General features: G+C 37.2%; 12 protein-coding genes and 1 tRNA gene. 8 read left to right on the forward strand and 5 right to left on the reverse strand.

Annotated features, from left to right (window positions below; genetic code table 11):
• Nucleotides 1-6: 6 nt before the first annotated feature.
• The 7 genes from ACJV45_RS04465 to ACJV45_RS04495 all read left to right on the forward strand — a co-directional run bounded on the left by ACJV45_RS04465 (nucleotide 7) and on the right by ACJV45_RS04495 (nucleotide 9,627).
• Nucleotides 7-588, forward strand: a complete 582-nt coding sequence (locus tag ACJV45_RS04465) for a tryptophan transporter (RefSeq protein ID WP_415690252.1) — start codon at nucleotides 7-9, stop codon at nucleotides 586-588.
• A gap of 122 nt (nucleotides 589-710) precedes the next feature.
• Nucleotides 711-2,528, forward strand: a complete 1,818-nt coding sequence (locus ACJV45_RS04470; RefSeq protein ID WP_419397737.1) for an ABC transporter ATP-binding protein — start codon at nucleotides 711-713, stop codon at nucleotides 2,526-2,528.
• An 18-nt stretch (nucleotides 2,529-2,546) separates the two neighbouring features.
• Nucleotides 2,547-3,320, forward strand: a complete 774-nt coding sequence (locus tag ACJV45_RS04475) for an energy-coupling factor transporter transmembrane component T family protein (RefSeq protein ID WP_116692213.1) — start codon at nucleotides 2,547-2,549, stop codon at nucleotides 3,318-3,320.
• 57 nt (nucleotides 3,321-3,377) lie between these two features.
• On the forward strand, nucleotides 3,378-4,460 hold the full coding sequence (gene menA / locus ACJV45_RS04480; RefSeq protein ID WP_116692212.1) for a 1,4-dihydroxy-2-naphthoate octaprenyltransferase: 1,083 nt from the start codon (nucleotides 3,378-3,380) through the stop codon (nucleotides 4,458-4,460).
• Nucleotides 4,461-4,687: 227 nt separating this feature from the next.
• Nucleotides 4,688-5,476 (forward strand): ANTAR domain-containing response regulator, encoded by a 789-nt coding sequence (locus tag ACJV45_RS04485; protein ID WP_248902326.1) that lies wholly within the window; start codon nucleotides 4,688-4,690, stop codon nucleotides 5,474-5,476.
• 122 nt (nucleotides 5,477-5,598) lie between these two features.
• Complete coding sequence (gene polA / locus ACJV45_RS04490) at nucleotides 5,599-8,700, forward strand: DNA polymerase I (protein WP_419397738.1); 3,102 nt, start codon at nucleotides 5,599-5,601, stop codon at nucleotides 8,698-8,700.
• 69 nt (nucleotides 8,701-8,769) lie between these two features.
• Nucleotides 8,770-9,627 carry a Nif3-like dinuclear metal center hexameric protein gene (locus ACJV45_RS04495; RefSeq protein WP_419397739.1) on the forward strand — a complete coding sequence of 286 codons (858 nt, stop codon included), beginning with the start codon at nucleotides 8,770-8,772 and terminating at the stop codon, nucleotides 9,625-9,627.
• A gap of 82 nt (nucleotides 9,628-9,709) precedes the next feature.
• On the opposite strand, the gene ACJV45_RS04500 is transcribed toward ACJV45_RS04495, so the two are convergent.
• The 5 genes from ACJV45_RS04500 to ACJV45_RS04520 form a co-directional block, all read right to left on the reverse strand.
• A tRNA-Leu gene (locus tag ACJV45_RS04500) sits at nucleotides 9,710-9,796 on the reverse strand.
• Between the two features lie 66 nt (nucleotides 9,797-9,862).
• The gene (locus ACJV45_RS04505) at nucleotides 9,863-11,854 is read right to left on the reverse strand and encodes an FAD-binding protein (protein WP_419397740.1); all 1,992 of its coding nucleotides are present in this window, start codon (nucleotides 11,852-11,854) and stop codon (nucleotides 9,863-9,865) included.
• Between the two features lie 29 nt (nucleotides 11,855-11,883).
• Entirely contained in the window at nucleotides 11,884-13,398 is a 1,515-nt protein-coding gene (gene dprA, locus ACJV45_RS04510) for a DNA-processing protein DprA (RefSeq protein WP_419397741.1), read from the reverse strand.
• Nucleotides 13,395-15,080 (reverse strand): YifB family Mg chelatase-like AAA ATPase, encoded by a 1,686-nt coding sequence (locus tag ACJV45_RS04515; protein WP_419397742.1) that lies wholly within the window; start codon nucleotides 15,078-15,080, stop codon nucleotides 13,395-13,397. The genes dprA and ACJV45_RS04515 overlap by 4 nt, the downstream gene beginning before the upstream one ends.
• On the reverse strand, nucleotides 15,080-15,541 hold the full coding sequence (locus tag ACJV45_RS04520) for a YraN family protein (protein ID WP_419397743.1): 462 nt from the start codon (nucleotides 15,539-15,541) through the stop codon (nucleotides 15,080-15,082). Before ACJV45_RS04520 ends, ACJV45_RS04515 begins: the two co-directional genes overlap by 1 nt.
• 231 nt (nucleotides 15,542-15,772) lie before the next feature.
• Between ACJV45_RS04520 and glgX the strand changes: the two genes are divergently transcribed.
• A complete protein-coding gene (gene glgX / locus ACJV45_RS04525) occupies nucleotides 15,773-17,911 on the forward strand; it encodes a glycogen debranching protein GlgX (protein ID WP_004118272.1) in 2,139 nt (712 codons plus the stop codon).
• Nucleotides 17,912-17,931 lie beyond the last annotated feature (20 nt).

Raw genomic sequence — 17,931 nt, forward strand, 5'->3', positions numbered from 1 at the left:
AAGATTATGAATCAGGAAATTAACGAACATGCAGGTAATATGCTTAATTCTGTAAGTATTAAAAAGCATGCTTTAGATATTACGTCTTTGGTGTTGGTGGCTGTTCTTTTTGCGGCAGGATGTATTCTTGATTTTACTGTTGCAAAAGCGCTTTCGATTGGCAATATTAAACCAAACTTTTTAATCGCATCGTTCTGTCTTGCTATTTTGCTTGTTCGTCCAAATGTTATTCAGGGTGCGATTATTGGTGCTTTGGCTGCGACTTTGATGCAATTTAACGCATCGATTCCTGGTCTTAATTATGTTTGCGATATTCCAGCAGCAATTGTTATGACTTTGATGATTATGACTTATGTTCGCGTTTTCCCTAAGGATGCCGCTAGAAAGTTCAGTATTTTCCCACTTGTAGCCACTTTTATAACTACAGTTGTTTCTGGTTTAATATTTGCCTCTACTGCATCTTTCTTTGTTCTTCATTCTCCTAAAACGATTCTTGTTATGCTTCCAATCATTTTGGGTACTGCTGTGTTTAATGCTGTTGTTGTTGAGGTTCTTTACACTCCAATTCGACTCGTTTTACACAAGTAAGTATTTGAATTTGTGTTGGATAATATTCAGTAAGTCATATAATCGTCAGAGAATATAATCCAGAGAATAATCAATAAGTAATGTTCATAGTATTGTTGGGTTTTTAAGAGTTAGGAATTATTGTGTCTTTGCTTGAGCTTAGGGAAGTATCTTTTAAATATTTGAATCATAATAAGGATGATTCTTTAGACTCTGCAAAGGCACAAGATTCCACTTTTGCCTTGAACAATATAAGTCTTAGTATTGAATCTGGCGAATTTGTTGGAATTATTGGACCATCTGGATCTGGTAAAACAACTCTTGCCTCTATTTTCTCTGGTGCTATTCCTCATCATTATTCTGGAGAACTTTCTGGAATCGTTAAGATTGCAGGTCAAGAAACTAAAAATCTTGCTTTAACTAATATAGCTTGCTTAATTGGATCAGTTATTCAAGATATTGATGCGCAAATGGTGGCTGCAAACGTAGAAGATGAGATTCTTTTTGGTCTAGAAAACTTTGGTGTTGCGCACAATGAAATACCAAATCGAATCGATGAAGCTTTACAAATTGTTGGCATTAGTGATTTGCGCAATCGTGATTTAGACACTCTTTCCGGAGGTCAAAAGCAGAAAGTTGCGATTGCTGCTATTCTTGCGCTAAAACCTAAAGTTATGGTGTTAGATGAGCCTACGTGCGCTTTGGACCCTGTATCTTCTAAAATGATTTTTTCGATTCTTAAAGATTTGAATAAGAATTTTGGAATAACGGTTGTTGTAATTGAGCAGAAAGTGGCGCTTTTAAGCGAGTATTGTAAGCGTTTGGTTGTATTGTCTAATGGCACTTTGTCGCTTGATTTGCCTGTTGGACAAGCGCTAAAAAATATGGATTTGCTTTATTCTATTGGAATAAATTATCCTCGTACAACTCATCTTATTAACGATTTACAAAGTGAGAATATTTGCGCTAAAAGCGATTTGCCTGTATCGGTAGAAGATACAGTAGATACTATTGTTAATACGATTAATAGTGGAAATTCTTTAGTTTCACATGATGATTCATATAGTGAATGTGATGAAGATAAATGTGCGGTTGCTTTCGACTTTTCCAATGAATCGCAAAACTTAGCACAAAACGCTTCACCATGTCTTTCTTTGCAAAATGTTAGTTTTTCGTATCCAAGTGGCGTTAGTGCTTTAAAAAACGTGTCTTTTGAAGCTTACGCTGGGGAGCTTGTAACTCTTGTTGGAAGAAATGGAGCTGGAAAAACAACTGTTACTAAGCTAATAAACGGTTTGCTTAAGCCGAGTAGTGGAAGTATTTTTATTGATGGCAAAAATACTAGCAACATGAAAATAAGCCAAATTGCTCACTATGTTTCGACTCTTTTCCAGAATCCAGATCGTCAGCTTTGTAAAGATACTATTTTAGAAGAAGTTGCGTTTAGTTGCATTCTTTTAGGTGAGTCTGTTAAAGAATCTAATAATCATGCTATGCAAGTGATTGAAAAGCTTAATTTAGATCCTAATGCTAGCCCTTTTATGCTTTCTAGAGGTCAGCGTCAGATGGTTGCTTTGGCTGCAACTGTTGTAACTAAACCTAAGATTCTTGTGTTAGATGAGCCTACTTGCGGACTGGATTACATGGAATGCTTGAGAATCATGCAAGTTGTAGAAGACCTTAGAGACCATGGTTGTTGCGTAATAATGGTTTGCCACGATATGGAAGTGGTGCTTGATTTTGCAACGCGTTTAATCGTAGTAAATGATGGACATATTCTTGAAGACGGAAGCATAAGCCATGTGTTTGAGAATAAGAGTATTTGCGATGAAGCTGCTTTATGTGCTCCTCTTTTGTGCGCTGTATCTCAGGGCTTAGTTAAAAATGGTTTTGCTAAGTGTAAAGGATTGTATAAGAGAGATATGTTGGTTAATGCTCTTAAAAAGAGTTGCAATTTGTAAAACAAATGGGTGATTTTTATGCAAACTAAGATTCTTACTTATAATGCTGGTTCAACTTTCTTGCACAAGGCAAATCCTATTGCAAAACTTATATTAGCTATAAGCGTTGTTGTGTCTGCTTTTATAGCTCAACAATTTAGCGTTCTTGTAACTATTGCAGTATTGATTCTTGTTGCTATGGCTATGGCTGGGATTCTTAAAACTCTGTTTCCTCTTGTGCGCGCAATGCTTATTCTCGGCGTTGTAATGTTCTTTTTGCAAACGATTATTGCTCAGGGTGGAAATTATATGTTCTTGTGGTTTACATCAAGAGGAATTTCTGTTGCTGCAAGAGCATCTTTGAGACTATTCTGTTTTGCTTTGCCTCTTGTTAGCGTTCTTAGCATTACAAAATTGAACGATTTAGCTAATGCTGTTGTTCAATATCTGCATGTTCCTTACTGCTATGTTTTTACGATTACTACAGCTGTGCGTTTTGTTCCTATTTTTGCGTACGAAATGTCTCAGATTACAGAAGCTCAAATGGCAAGAGGAGTGGAGTTCGATACTAAGAATCCTTTTAAAAAGATTAAGCTTATGATGCCTTTGATTGTGCCTCTTTTGGTTTTGTCTGTTCGTAAAGCCGATAGTTGTGCTTTGGCTGCGGAAGAACGTGGATTCTATTTGCGCACTTGTAAGTCATCTTATAAAAAGTACACTTTTGGATGGCGTGGGCTTGTTCTTATTGTAATATCTGCGATTATGATTGCTTTGCCTATAGTTGTGTCTATATTAGCTCCACAAATTATTTAAAATAGTCTAAACTAATCTAGAATAAGTTAAAAAATTCTAGAATCTAGGCGATTTTTGATGAATAATTTAAAGGTTTGGCTTAAAGGTGCAAGACTTTATACTCTTCCAATCGGAATAGTGCCAGTTATTATGGCGATTTCGATTTTTGCAAGATATTTATTCAGTGGTCAAATACTTGTAAAACCTTATAATATTGAAAATTTTGTTATTCAATCACTATTGTGTATAGGTGTTGCTGCTTTTATGCAGATTTCAGTGAACTATGCGAATGATTATTGTGATGGTTTGCGCGGATTAGATGATCAAAGATCTAATAGAGATTTAGGCGATAAAACATTGTGTGATGTGTCTTGGAGACTTGCAGACGCTGGTATTAAACCAAAATCAGTTTTGTATGCTGTTTGCATATCTGCCTTAGTATCATGTGTTTTTGGGTTAATCATTACTGTTAGAAGTGGAATTTGGATATTTATTCTTCTTGGACTAGTTTGTCTTATGGGAGCGTGGTTTTATGCGGGAGGATCACATCCTTACGGTTACCGTGGTTGGGGAGAATTTAGTGCGTTTTTGTTCTTTGGACCTGTTGCTTTTTTAGGGACATTGTGTGCTCTTAGTTTTGGAAGTGATTTTCCTAAAGAATCAATAACAACGGCAAGCATTCCACAAATTGTGTTTTGTGTGTTATTGTCCATTATTCCAGGCGGATTCTCTGCTTGTCTTATGATGATTAACAATTTAAGAGATATAGAAAGTGATACAAAACACGCAAAATTTACAGCAATGTCAATTGTTGGGGAGAATATAGGGCGAATTATATTCGTTTCTGTTGTAATTATGTTTACGCTTCTGCAGTGTGTTTATGTTTTTCTTAATATATTTTTTGCTAAGTTTATGACAATAATTTGGAATGTAGCCAGATTGAATAAAAATGCTTTTAGAATAAATTGCTTCTTGTCTAATCAGGGTGTGTTTATTGTTTGCTGCATTTTGTTATTATTGATTACCTACATGTTTATTAAAAAAGCGTATTCGCTAGCATATGCGGTTATATGTGGGAATTATGCTAATGCTTTTCCAATATGCGTATCTTTAGCAATGCTTGGTGCTTTGACTTTTGTATTGTCAATATTTGCATGCTAGCTTTACCGCATTAAAAAGCGGTTTATAATGTATTTTATACATGCGTACTAGTAAAATCGTATGGCAACGCGCACGGTGTGCTTTTAGTGTTTGTGCAATGAATATGCATGATGCTGGTTCACGCAATGACCGCAAAGCTGGCGTGTATTAGAGTGTGCAAAATGTGTGTTAGTGGAATACATAGCGCTGTTGCCTTGTGTTTTAGGGTAAGGAAATGAGGTTGTAAAATGTCTGCTGTAACCAGCGATGAAGAGATGGGGAAGTCGCCAGTTGTGCTTACCGATGATGAGTTGCGAGATGCGGCTGAGTTGTCTACTCCTAAAAAAGACGATGATAACAGTGAAAGCAAAAAAGAAAATGCTGAAAAAACTGTTGTAGTTGCAGAAGACGAGGCAGTGAACCGTATGGATCTTGTAGCAATGTTGGAAGATAATGGCTACAAGGTTGTAGGACAAGCAGCTAATGGAGAAGAAGCGGTTAATCTTACTCGTCAATTCCATCCAGATGTTGTTTGCATGGACGTTAAGATGCCAGTAGTAGATGGTATTCAAGCGGCTGCCACTATTTGTGATGAGAATATTGCTCCAGTTGTTATGCTCACTGCTTTTTCTCAATCTGATTTAGTTAAGAGAGCTACTGGCGCCGGTGCTATGGCTTATGTTACCAAGCCGTATGAGGAGTCAAAACTTTTGCCTGCTCTAGAAGTAGCTATGGGTAGGTTTAGTGAAATTAACGATTTATTAGATAGTGTTGAGCGTACTGAAAATAAGCTACAGGATGCGCAAGATCAGCTTCGTAAAGCAGAAGAGAAGCTTAAGAAGGCTGAAGATACTCTTGAAGAGCGTAAGCTTGTAGACAGGGCAAAAGGTTTGCTTATGGACAAGGCTGGATTCTCGGAACAGGGTGCTTTCCGCTGGATTCAAAAAACTTCTATGGATCAGCGTATTCCAAAGAAGCGTCTTGCTTTAGCTATTATTGCTAAGTATGGTGAAGAAAAACCATCTGCAGAAGCGTAAACAGTATTTCAAAGCATTATTTAAAAACAATATTTTGTAGTTGTTACAATTAATGGTTGTGCCAGCTATGGTAAATAATTTCATAAAAAATTTATTTTACGAGAACGCAGGTGGGTAGTTAAGTGAATGCCAGCATCGTTGCAAACGAGGATTCTTTGAATAATGAGGATGAAAATGGAACGTTGTTGGTGGTAGATGGCCACTCACTTGCGTTTCGTGCTTTTTACGCAATATCTGCGGATAATTTTTCAACAAAATCTGGTTTTGCAACCAATGCAATATGGGGTTTTTCAACAATGCTTTCTCAGGTTATTGAAAAAGAAAAACCAGATAAGCTTGCTGTTGCTTTTGACGTTAAAGGCGGAACTTTTAGGAATAAACTTTTGCCGCAATATAAAGGAACTCGAGAAGCTGCACCAGAAGAGCTTCTAGCTCAACTTCCTGTTATACAAGAATTGCTCAATGCATTAGGTGTTAAATATATTACAAAACAGGGTTACGAAGGCGACGATATTATTGCAACCTTAGCCACAATGGGCGCTAAAGCTAGATATAAGACTCTTGTTCTTTCTGGAGATCGTGATGCGTTCCAACTTATTGATGAATATATAAATGTTTTGTATCCAGGCAGGCATTTTAAAGATTTAAAACAAATGGATACTGATGCGATTATTGAAAAATATAATGTTACGCCTAAGCAATATTCAGATTTAGCAGCGCTTAGAGGAGAAACTTCCGATAATATTCCAGGTGTTCCTGGAGTAGGCGATGGTTATGCAGCAAAGTGGATTAATCAATTCGGTGGATTAGAAGGCATTATAGAACACGCGGATCAGGTTACTGGCAAAAAAGGTGAGTCTTTGCGAGAAAGCATAGATCAGATTCGTCTAAATAAGAAAGTAAATACTCTTGTTAAAGATTTAGATCTTGGTGTTAGTATTAATGATCTTGAATTTGGAAATGTTGATGCCGCGTCAGTTGGCGAATTGTTTGAAAGACTCGAGTTTGGTACTCGCAGTAGAAGGAAGATTTTAAAAGAATTTACGCGTGGAAGCAAAGAGCTTTTAGAAGAGAACATTAAGATGATGATTTCTGCTGGAAGCACTCATGCTGTCAGTGATGTTAATTCTGCAGAGTCTGATAATTCAGATGATTTAGAGGATTTCAAAACTATAGTAGATAAAATAAATATTCATAAAATTTATTCAGAATCTGATTTAGATAATTGGATTAATCTCGTTTCACCATGTATTGAGAAAAGTGAGTCAAAGGGATCGTCAGAATTAGTTAAAGAGAATACGGAATATAAATCTAAAGCAACCGTAGATTTGTTTGAATTACTTGATTCTCAAGAAAAACCTTCTTTAAATCTTATAAGAAATGATTTAGAGTGTGCAAAAACTATTAAAGATCACAAAGAACTAGTTATATATGCATTGCAAAAACCAAATAATAGCAGTCAGTTTGGTATTTATGCAGATGTGCTAGTAATGCTATCGCAAAATAATGCTGCAATTGTATATTCTGATGTTCTTAATGGGGATTCTAGCGAAGATTGTAATAAAATCTGCCACAAGCTAAAAGATTTCATAAAAATGTATGAATCTTCAATTGTTTTGCATGACTACAAAAAACATATAGCTCTTCTTAAATCGCTGAAAATTGTAGATAATAATTACTCTTTTAATCCATTACTTGACACTCGTTTAGCATCTTATTTGATAGAACCAGATTTTCGCAATGAAAATATTGAAGATATGGCGGAACATGTTCTAAATATTCATGTAGAAAATGAAAAATCTAATGAAGAGCCTGCACAAGGAGAGCTTGATTTTGTTTTAGAAGATAGTGATAATCCTGAAGAGTTAAATCAAGAAGAGGATAAGCGTAAAAAGCAAGAAAAGCGTATTTTGGAAACTGCTGTAACAATAAGATTGTTGGCAAAGCAATATGCTATAAAACTAGATGAACGTAAACAAACAGGATTAATGGTCGATGTCGAAATGCCTGTTTCTAGGGTCTTAAGAGGCATGGAAGATGCAGGTGCTGCCGTAGATATGAACAGGCTCGTATCTATGAGAGATAATTTTGCGGCAGAAGCTCAATTTGCCCAAAAAATGGCTTTGGATGTAGCAAGCAAGCCGATAAATTTGCAAAGTCCTAAGCAGCTTCAACAATTGCTGTTTGAGGATATGGGTTTAAAGCCTACAAGAAGAACGAAAAGTGGATCTTATACTACTAATGCAGAAGCATTGCAAGAATTATATGCAAAAATTGATCCAGATGAAAAAGCTAGTCAATTCTTAGGGGCTTTGCTAAAACATCGTGAGACAAACAAGTTAAAGCAGATTGTACAGAGTCTTATTGATTCTGCAAGATATGAAGATGGCAGGATTCATACCACTTTTGAACAAACTATTGCAGCTACTGGGCGTTTAAGTTCTTCGGACCCAAATTTGCAAAATATACCGAATAGGAATGTGGTCGGTAGGGAAATTAGAGCTGCTTTTATTCCAGGAAATCAATACGATCAGCTTATGAGTTGTGATTATTCTCAAGTAGAGCTTAGAATTATGGCTCATGCTTCTGCAGATGAAACACTTATTAAAGCTTTTAAGTCTGGTGTTGATTTTCATAAGTTTGTAGCAAGCTTGGTTTATAAGATTCCAGTTGAACAAGTTAGCCCAGATCAGAGATCGCATGTTAAAGCAATGAGTTACGGATTGGCATATGGGCTTAGTACTTATGGTTTAGCAAAACAGCTTTCTATTAGTCCTGCTGCTGCAGAAGTTCTTAAAGAAAAGTATTTCGATACCTTTGGTGGCGTGCATGACTATTTGGAGTCTTTAGTAGATAAAGCTAGAAAGCTTGGATATACTCAAACGATGTTTGGTCGTAGAAGGTATTTTCCTAAGCTAAATTCCACGAATAGAGCATCTCGTGAGGCTGCAGAGCGAGCCGCTTTAAATGCTCCTATTCAAGGAAGTGCTGCAGATATTATGAAGCTTGCAATGATTCAAGTAGATAAGGATTTGCGAGAAGCTAAAGTAAAAAGTCGTGTGATTTTGCAAATACACGATGAACTTGTTCTCGAAATAGCACATGGCGAAGCAGATATCGTAGAAAATATTGTTAAAGGCGCTATGGAACATACTGTTGAGTTAGACGTTCCGCTTAACGTGTCTACTGGATTGGGAGCTGACTGGCAGCTTGCTGCTCACTGATTTTATTTGTGAGAATTATTGTAAAGCCCGCTGTAGGTTTATTGTAGGTTTATTGTAAAGGTGTAGAATATGGCAACTTTAGTTGATGTTGTTAGGGTTTTAGAAGACTTGTATCCTCTAAATCTTGCTGAATCTTGGGATAATCCTGGATTAATTGTTGGAAATCCTATGGATAATGTGAATAAGATAGTTTGTTTATCTGATCCAACTTTAGAAGCTGTTGAAGAATCATGCAAAATGGGTGCTGATTTGATTGTTTCTCACCATCCTTTGTTTTTTAAGTCGGTTCACGAAGTTTCTGGTTTTTCTGTTCGAGGAAAAATAGTTCAGACACTTATTGAAAATCATTGTGGCTTGTGGGTTGGTCACACTAATGCGGACGCGGCTTTTAGGGGAGTGGCTGATGCTGCAGCTAATGCTTTTGGTCTTAAAGATTTGCATCCTCTTGTTCCAGCAAGTAATAATGACCTTTCTCTTGGTCTTGGCAGAGTTGGAGTGCTTGAGCAAAAAATCACGCTTAAAGAGTTTGCTATGCGCGTTTTTAACGCTTTGCCTACTACTAATCTAGGCATTCAAGTGTGTGGAGATATTAATGCTATGGTTAGCAAAATAGCTGTTCTTCCAGGTTCAGGTGATTCTTTATTTGATGAAGTTCGCGCTTGCGGAGCAGACGTGTATGTAACAAGTGATTTAAGGCATCATCCTGCAACGGACGCGTACGAGCAAGCTATTTATGAATCGCAATTAGCAAACTCTAATATTATTAAGCCCATGCTTATAAACACTCCTCATAGTGCCATTGAGTCGTTGTGGTTTAAGTATGCTGTGCAAGATGTTCATGATTCTATATACAAGAATTTTGGTGAATCGTTGGATGTTTCTTGGATTGGTAGAGCTTTCGACCCTTGGAATTATGTGATTAATTAGAGTGATTGATCAGCGTGATTAGCGGATATGAATATGAAAAAACAGAAAAGTCTTGCTGATTTCTCAGCAAGACTTCATTCCGTGTCCGGAGCGGGACTTGAACCCGCACGCCTGTACAAATAGGCACTAGCACCTCAAGCTAGCGCGTCTACCATTCCGCCACCCGGACGGGTGTTTTAGACAACAGATAGAACTATAACATCTTTTTTAACTCTTTGCTTCGGCGTGTTGAAAATTAATCTATTTTTGTCATAATTTTGTTAATTTCATCCTTATTTTGATGATTAATAGGCTTGTTTGGGTCAAAATCGACAATTATTACTGGAATATTTTGTACTTCGCCGTTTGAATCCACTATAGAATGTTGTGGATTTTGATTGTTATTACGTTTTGGATAGTCCAATCTTGTGAATGCTCCACGAGATTCATGTCTTGCAAGTGATGCTTGCAGAACCGATTTTGCAAGCGTAATCATGTTTTGTAATTCCCAAATAGCGATTAGCTCTTGATTAAAAACAAGATTTTGTGAATGTAAAACAAGAATTTTAGCTTGCGGAATAATAATCGTATCGATTTTTTGCAAAGCATCTTTAAGGGTATTTTCACTGCACCTAACCGCTGTAGCATTTTCCATAATATTTTCTAGTTTTTCTAGTAGATTATATGGGTTTGTTGTGTTGCTAGATGTGCTTGTATTTTGAATAAGACCGATTATCTCTTGTACACGATTTTCTGATAATTTGTCTAGATTTTCAAAAGTATTAGGAGTGCTATCGTACACATTTTTTGATGTATCTACTATATGCTCTTCGTGTTTTTCTTGACTTTTCTCCTGACTTTGTTCTTTTAATTCTTTTGCAATAGACTTACCAGCTAGTTTTCCGAACAGGCATGCATCAAGAAGAGAGTTTCCGCCAAGGCGATTAGCTCCATGTACTCCCGAGCATGCGCATTCTCCTGCAGCATATAATCCGATTATTCTCTGTTTTTTATTATTAACTAGTTTATAAACTTGCCCGTTAAGTGATATGGGTATTCCCCCCATCGTGTAATGCGCTGTAGGTCTAATAGGTATAAGATCTTTTGATGGATCAAGATGAGCGTATTTTTCAATAGTTTCTACAACCTGTGGAAGAGCTTCTAGCATATGTTGCTTTTCTATATGAGTCATATCTAGCCATACGCAATCTTTTCTATCAATGTTGCTAGTAGTATCTTCAACGCCTCTTAAAGCATCTATCTCTGATACAATCGACCTGCTTACTACATCTCTTGGAGCTAAATCCGCATGCGTGTCGTCGTAGTTTTTCATAAATGCTTCATTCTTGCAATTCCTAAGAACTCCGCCTTCTCCTCGAGCTGCTTCAGAAAGCAATATTCCAGTATGAGCTAGACCGGTCGGATGGAATTGTATGAACTCTATGTCTTCTAGTTGCAATCCTGCGTTTAGTGCTAAAGACATTCCGTCCCCAGTTAAATCCCAGGAATTAGATGTTGTTGAAAATAGTCTTCCAGCTCCACCAGTTGCTATAAGAACATTTCTTGCACATATTTTTTCTACTTTTCCACTTTTTTCGTTTAGTGCGATTATGCCCTCTACGCTATTAGATTTGTGGTTTATAGCAAGGTCTGTTACATAAATATCTTCTTCAATTTTAATATTTTCCTCTATGCATTTTTGCCATAGGCTGTATAGAATTTGGTGTCCAATTCTGTCTGCAGCGTACGCAGCTCGTCTAATTGGCTGCTGACCGAAGTCGGCAGTATGCCCACCAAAAAATCTTTGATTAATATGACCATCTTCTGTTCTAGAAAAGGCAACTCCAAAGTGTTCTAGTTCAATAACTGTATCTCTAGCTTCTTTTGCTAGCATTTTTGCTGCGTCTTGATCGCTTAACCAGTCTCCACCGTGAACGGTGTCGTAATAGTGCCATTGCCAGCAATCTTTTTCTATGTTTCCTAATGATGCTGCGATTCCACCTTCGGCAGAACCTGTATGAGACCTTAACGCTTGAAGCTTGCAAATCACTAATATTTTAGGCTGTTTTCCTTGAGATTTTAGCGTTTTATATTCTTCAGATTTCACTAATCCCAGTGCTGCAGAAAGTCCTGCTGCTCCTGCGCCGATAATCACAACATCGTATGATGATTGCTCTACTTGTATTTGCACAGTTTTTTCTTTAACTGTAGTAGTATTTTCTTTTTGCTGACTCAAGTTTGACTGCATAACATTTATTTTCTCATATTTTCTGCTTTTTATTTAAGATTTTTCCTATTTAAACTAAAAACACCATTTTGGTTTTTGACTATTCCATTTAATTCAAGAATTGCTATTTCTCCAGAAATCTTAGATATTGAAAAATCATTATTTGAGTTTGTATGAAGCATGATTGCATGTATATTGTCAATGTTTGCGCATATTTTTTTGCTCTTACACTCTTGAATTGCTTTCAATACAATTTTTTGAAAATCATTACATGTATCTGGAATAATATTGTTATTGCTTAAAGAGTGTGGCAAATAATGGTGGGAATTAGGATAGATACTATCTATATCATTTTGTGAACATATCATCATAGCTTTTCCATCGTGAATAAGCATATTGCATCCAGCATTACTCGGTGATGTTACATCTCCTGGAACAGAATAAATCTCGCGATTTAAGCTATTCGCCCAGTTTGCTGTGTTTAAAGCTCCAGATCGTAATCGTGCTTGAGATACTATTACCTTGCTAGCAATAGCCGCAATAAGGCGATTTCTGAGTAAGAATCTACGTGCAACAGGAGTAGTGTCTGGGCATAGTTCACTAATACATGCCCCGCCACTAGAAAGAATCGCATCAAAAAGTTGAGCATTGCTTGAAGGTCCCATTTTGTTCAAACCTCCAGCAAAAACAACAATTGTTTTGCCAACAGGATTAACATTTGCTACATGAGAGTCTAAAGCATCCAAGGTTCCCCAATGAGCTGCAGCGTCAATACCATAAGCTCCGCCAGAAATAACTGTGTGCCCCTTTTTAGCGCACGATTTAGCGAATGTAAAGCTAAGCTCGTATCCGTAGTCATTGCAACCTCTAGAGCCAACAATTGCAAGTGGCTGCTTACATTGAATAAGCGCGTTGGGATCTCCAATTCCCCACAAACACAATGGGGGAGCTACTTGGCATTGGGTTGCTAAATCTTGTAGCTGTTTTGGCCAATATTTACTTTTTGGTGAGATAATCCATTGCGTTCCGTTAGAACTAAACCATCTTTTAAGTTGATTTGAATCCCAAGAAGGCAATTGTTTTAGTCTTAAACACCATTTTTTAATGGATCTGTGTAATATATCAAAATTGTTAATAGCAATTTTATTGTCAGCATTATTGCTTCCCCATATTTTAAGACCTTTCAGAAAATATTCTTCTAAAACAGAAACTTTTGAGTGATTTTTTATAATGTTAAGAATTTTTCCATTATTTTCTAAATCATCTAAATTCGATTTAGTCTGGTTTTCTAAAGATCCGTCTATGTAAAAATCATCTTGACAGCAGCTATTTTGCAGATCTAATTCTAGCTGCTTGTTTTTTGTTTTACCAATAGATTCACTTATAGATTCGCAAATAAGGTGAAGTGCTTCCACAATACTGCCAGTGTTTACTGACCCTATTACAAGTGTGTACATTATTGCATCTGCGCCATCAATACAAAATGTGAGTATTGCGCGCGATAAAGTATCGTTATCTATTCTGTAAGTATTGTTGTTGCCATTTATGCTACTAATATTGTTCATATTCTGGTCCTTAAACTAATTGCCTGAGCAATGTCAGTTAAATCTGGAGAAGTGTGCCCATAAAGATCAGCTAAAGTCCATGCAAGCCTTAAAGCTCGATCTGCTCCGCGTAAACTCAACTTGTGGTTTTCAAGTGATTTATTAATTAACTCAATAGCGTATTTAGATGTGTATTTTCTAAGCCATGTTCCAGACGCTTGAGCGTTACAACTCCATCCGAGTTTTCTAAAACGATTTTGAGCAACCAGCCTTGCGTTTTTTACGTTTTCTCGCATCATTGCACTAGTTAGAATTTTTTCTGACATTTGACTAGATCCATGTTCTGATTGCGCTTTTGAAGTAATAATTTTTTCTACAGGTGGAACATCCATTTGAATATCAATCCTGTCTAGAATTGGTCCAGAAAGTCTAGAAAAATAACGTATTCGTTCCTTCTCTTTGCATGTGCATCGTTCGCCATTGCCATAGGCGTATCCGCATGGGCATGGATTTGCTGCGATAACAAGTTGGAATTTAGCAGGATATAATGTTGTTCCTTTAGATCTTGAAACAGCTATGTGACCAGATTCCAATGGTTCTCTAAGAGTTTGCAAAACTCTTGGTGAGAATTCTGGAGCTTCATCCATAAACAAAACTCCACAATGTGCACGAGTTATTATTCCAGGCTTGGCTAGACCTGCGCCTCCTCCTATAAGAGATGCTGCAGAAGATGTATGATGAGGTGCCTCAAAAGGCGGAACATCTGTTATTCCATAGTATGGTAGTGTTCCGCAAAGTGACCTAATAGATGCCACTTCAAGCTGTTCTTGCTCGTTTAGTGGGCACATGATGCTTGGCATTCTAGATGCCAGCATAGTTTTACCAGATCCTGGAGATCCAATCATCATAACGTGGTGTCCGCCAGCTGCAGCTACTTGCAATGCCCACTTTGTGTGTTCTTGCCCTAATACTTCCGACATATCACCGATTTCTCCTAGCGGATTGGCGCTTTTTATTGGATCAACATTATCCGTATTATTCATGTTTGAAGTCGTATTATCGTTAAGCGCTGATTTGGAATAGAGTCTTGTATTATCGATTTCTTTAATATGAAGATGATCATAAGGGTTAATTGCTTTTAATGCTCGTTCTCTGTTCTTTTCGGCAATCGGTCTAGCCTTGTTTTCTAATTTCCCGTTTAGTTCGTCTACCAAATCTAAAATGTGTTTAATCCCAATTACTTCAATTCCATTTATCAGCTTGGCTTCTGAAAGATTTTCGTAGGGAATAATCATTTTTGTAATATTTTTTTGCTTGGCATATAAACAAATTGGTAGCATGCCTTGAATTGGTAGAACTGACCCATCTAAGTTAAGTTCTCCTAAAATAATCGTATTTTCTAGCTCGTTAAGTGGAATAATTCCTCTAGCACTAAGTATGCTTGCTGCAATTGCAAGATCGTAAGATGCTCCACTTTTTGGCATAGACGCAGGTGAAAGATTCACTGTTAACCTTGTTTCTGGCCATTCGCAGCGTAAAGATGTATATGCTGATTTAACTCGTTCTCTCGCCTCGCTTAAAGAGGTGTCAGGAAGACCAATAATAGAGAATCCTGGCAATCCACTAGATATGAATGCCTGTAATTGTATTGTAAAGGCTTTCAAGCCCAGTAATCCTACAGATAATGCGTTTCCAATAACCATTAGAATGCTCCTAAAATGTGATGTAGTTGAATATTTTTATCTTTTGAAATTAGTATTGATATAACGTCGAATCGTATTTTTCTGTGTTTAAAAAAGTTGTGCTCGTCTAACCACTTAAATCCAGCTTTATGTGTTTTTAAGCATTTTTCGTTTGTTACTGCTTCTAGTGGAGTTCCAAATCTTACGCTTCGTCTCGTTTTTACTTCTATGAATACAATTCTTCCAAACGGATCCATCATCACAACATCAAGCTCTCCAAAACGACTATGCCAATTTCTGTCTAATAGAATCCAATTTTTAAGAATTAGTTTTAGAGATGCGTATTCTTCTCCAAGATTTCCTATTGTTTTATTAGGGATTGAAAAATCGCATAGTTCTACTTCAATTTCTGCTATGCGATTTAAAATTTCTTCTTTTAATCCCACGCAATCCGTGCAATATTCGTTTTGCTTATATGTCATATTGCTATTTCATCAACACTAAAAACGAATTACCAGATTTTTCAATCAATGTGGTTAAAGGATGTTTTTGGCGTGTTGCGTTGGTTTTAAAGGGGAATTAGCACATAAATACAATTCATATTTTTTTTTATTATGCGTTAATTATGATTATTTTCAAATCTTTTTCATCTTTTATAAAGAATCGCCTACAGTATTAATGAAAACTATATAAATATATGCAATACTTGAATTATGCAAATTAGACCAGGTTCTATGTATCCGCTTGGTGCTACCTACGACGGTGCAGGCGTGAACTTCGCATTGTTCTCTGAGGTGGCAAAGCATGTTGAGCTATGCTTGTTCGATGAGCAAGACAATGAGACTCGCATCGATATGACTGAGCAGAATTCTTACGTTTGGCATACTTACATATCTGGAATACAGCCAGGGCAGAGATACGGTTATCGTGTGCATGGACCGTATGATCCAAATCATGGATTATGGTGTAATCCAAACAAACTTCTTTTGGACCCTTATGCAAAGGCAATAGAAGGCAATATTGACGGTGACGAAAGCCTATTTTCGTATTGGTTTGCTAATCCAGATGATTTAGCCGCAATGAACACTTTGGATTCTGCAGATCACACTATGAAAGCAGCTGTTATTAACCCATATTTTGATTGGGGTAACGACCAGCATCCAATGATTCCGTACCACGATAGCGTGATTTACGAGGCTCATGTTAGAGGAATGACGAATTTAAATCGTAATGTTCCTCCAGAAATTCGTGGAACATACGCAGGTTTAGCTCATCCAAGTGTAATATCTTACTTAAAAAAGCTTGGTATTACTGCTATTGAGCTTATGCCTATCCACCAGTTTGTAAATGATTCTTTCTTGCAAAATAAAGGATTAAGCAATTATTGGGGATATAACACCATTGGATTCTTTGCTCCTCAAAATTCATACTCGAGTTCTGGACAACGCGGCGAGCAAGTTAACGAATTCAAGGCAATGGTTAAGGCGTACCATGCTGCAGGAATGGAAGTTATTCTAGACGTTGTTTACAACCATACCGCTGAAGGAAACGATAGAGGTCCAACCTTAAGCTTCCGCGGAATCGACAATCGCGCATACTATCGTCTTGTAGATAACGATCAGAGACATTACTTCGATACTACTGGTACTGGAAATTCGCTTCTTATGCGTTCTCCTAAAGCATTGCGACTAATCACAGACAGCTTGCGCTATTGGGTAACTGAAATGCACGTAGACGGATTCCGATTTGACTTGGCAGCAACTCTTGCTCGTCAATTCCAAGAAGTAGATAAGCTTTCTGCATTCTTCGACATTATTGAACAGGATCCTATTATTTCTAGCGTAAAGCTTATTGCAGAGCCTTGGGATATTGGTGTTGGAGGATACCAAGTAGGTGGATTCCCTCCAAGCTGGTCCGAGTGGAATGGTCGCTACCGCGATTGCGTACGCGATTTTTGGCGCTCGCAGCCTTCGACTTTGCCTGAATTTGCAAGCCGACTTATGGGAAGCTCCGATTTATATGAGCAAAATGGACGTAAGCCTGTAGCTTCTGTAAACTTTATTACCGCTCACGATGGTTTTACTATGAACGATTTGGTGAGTTATAACGAAAAGCATAATGAAGCGAATAAAGAAGGCAATAACGACGGTGCTAATGATAATCGTTCGTGGAATTGTGGAGTAGAAGGTCCTACTAATATTCACGATGTTAACGAGCTTCGTCAACGTCAAATGCGAAACCTGTTCTCAACTTTGTTGATGAGCCAGGGCATTCCTATGATTTGCGCTGGTGACGAGATTATGCGTACTCAAAATGGAAACAACAACGCATATTGCCAAGATAATGCTATTTCTTGGATTAATTGGGATTTTAATTCCACACAAAAAGATATGTTTGATTTTGTTTCTAAGCTTATTCATTTAAGACTAGATCATCCTGTTCTTCACAGGCGTAGATTCTTTACTGGTAGAGAACCAGGGGATGATGTTTCAGAGATTCCACAAGTAGAATGGTTTGATCATACTGGTTCTGTTATGGATATGGAGGCATGGAGTAATACGCATGCTCTTTCGGTAATGATTTATTTGAATGGTTCAGATATTCCAGAAACCGATTGGTATGGAAGCAGGATGGTAGATAATGACTTCCTTCTTATTTTCAATGCGCATTATGAGCCTATAACATTTACTTTGCCAGATAAGAATTATGGTGAAAAGTGGACTCTTGTTGTGGACACTCATAATCCAAAAGGACCGCAATTGCATTATGAATCAGGATTCAATATTGTTGCTCAATCGCGAAGTTTCCTTCTGCTTATGAGTGAAAATCAAGAAGAAAATAATCTAGCATAAAAATATTCATATATAAAACT

Origin of the sequence: Gardnerella lacydonensis (assembly GCF_048545055.1) — a bacterium.
Taxonomy (GTDB): Bacteria; Actinomycetota; Actinomycetes; order Actinomycetales; family Bifidobacteriaceae; genus Bifidobacterium; species Bifidobacterium vaginale_C.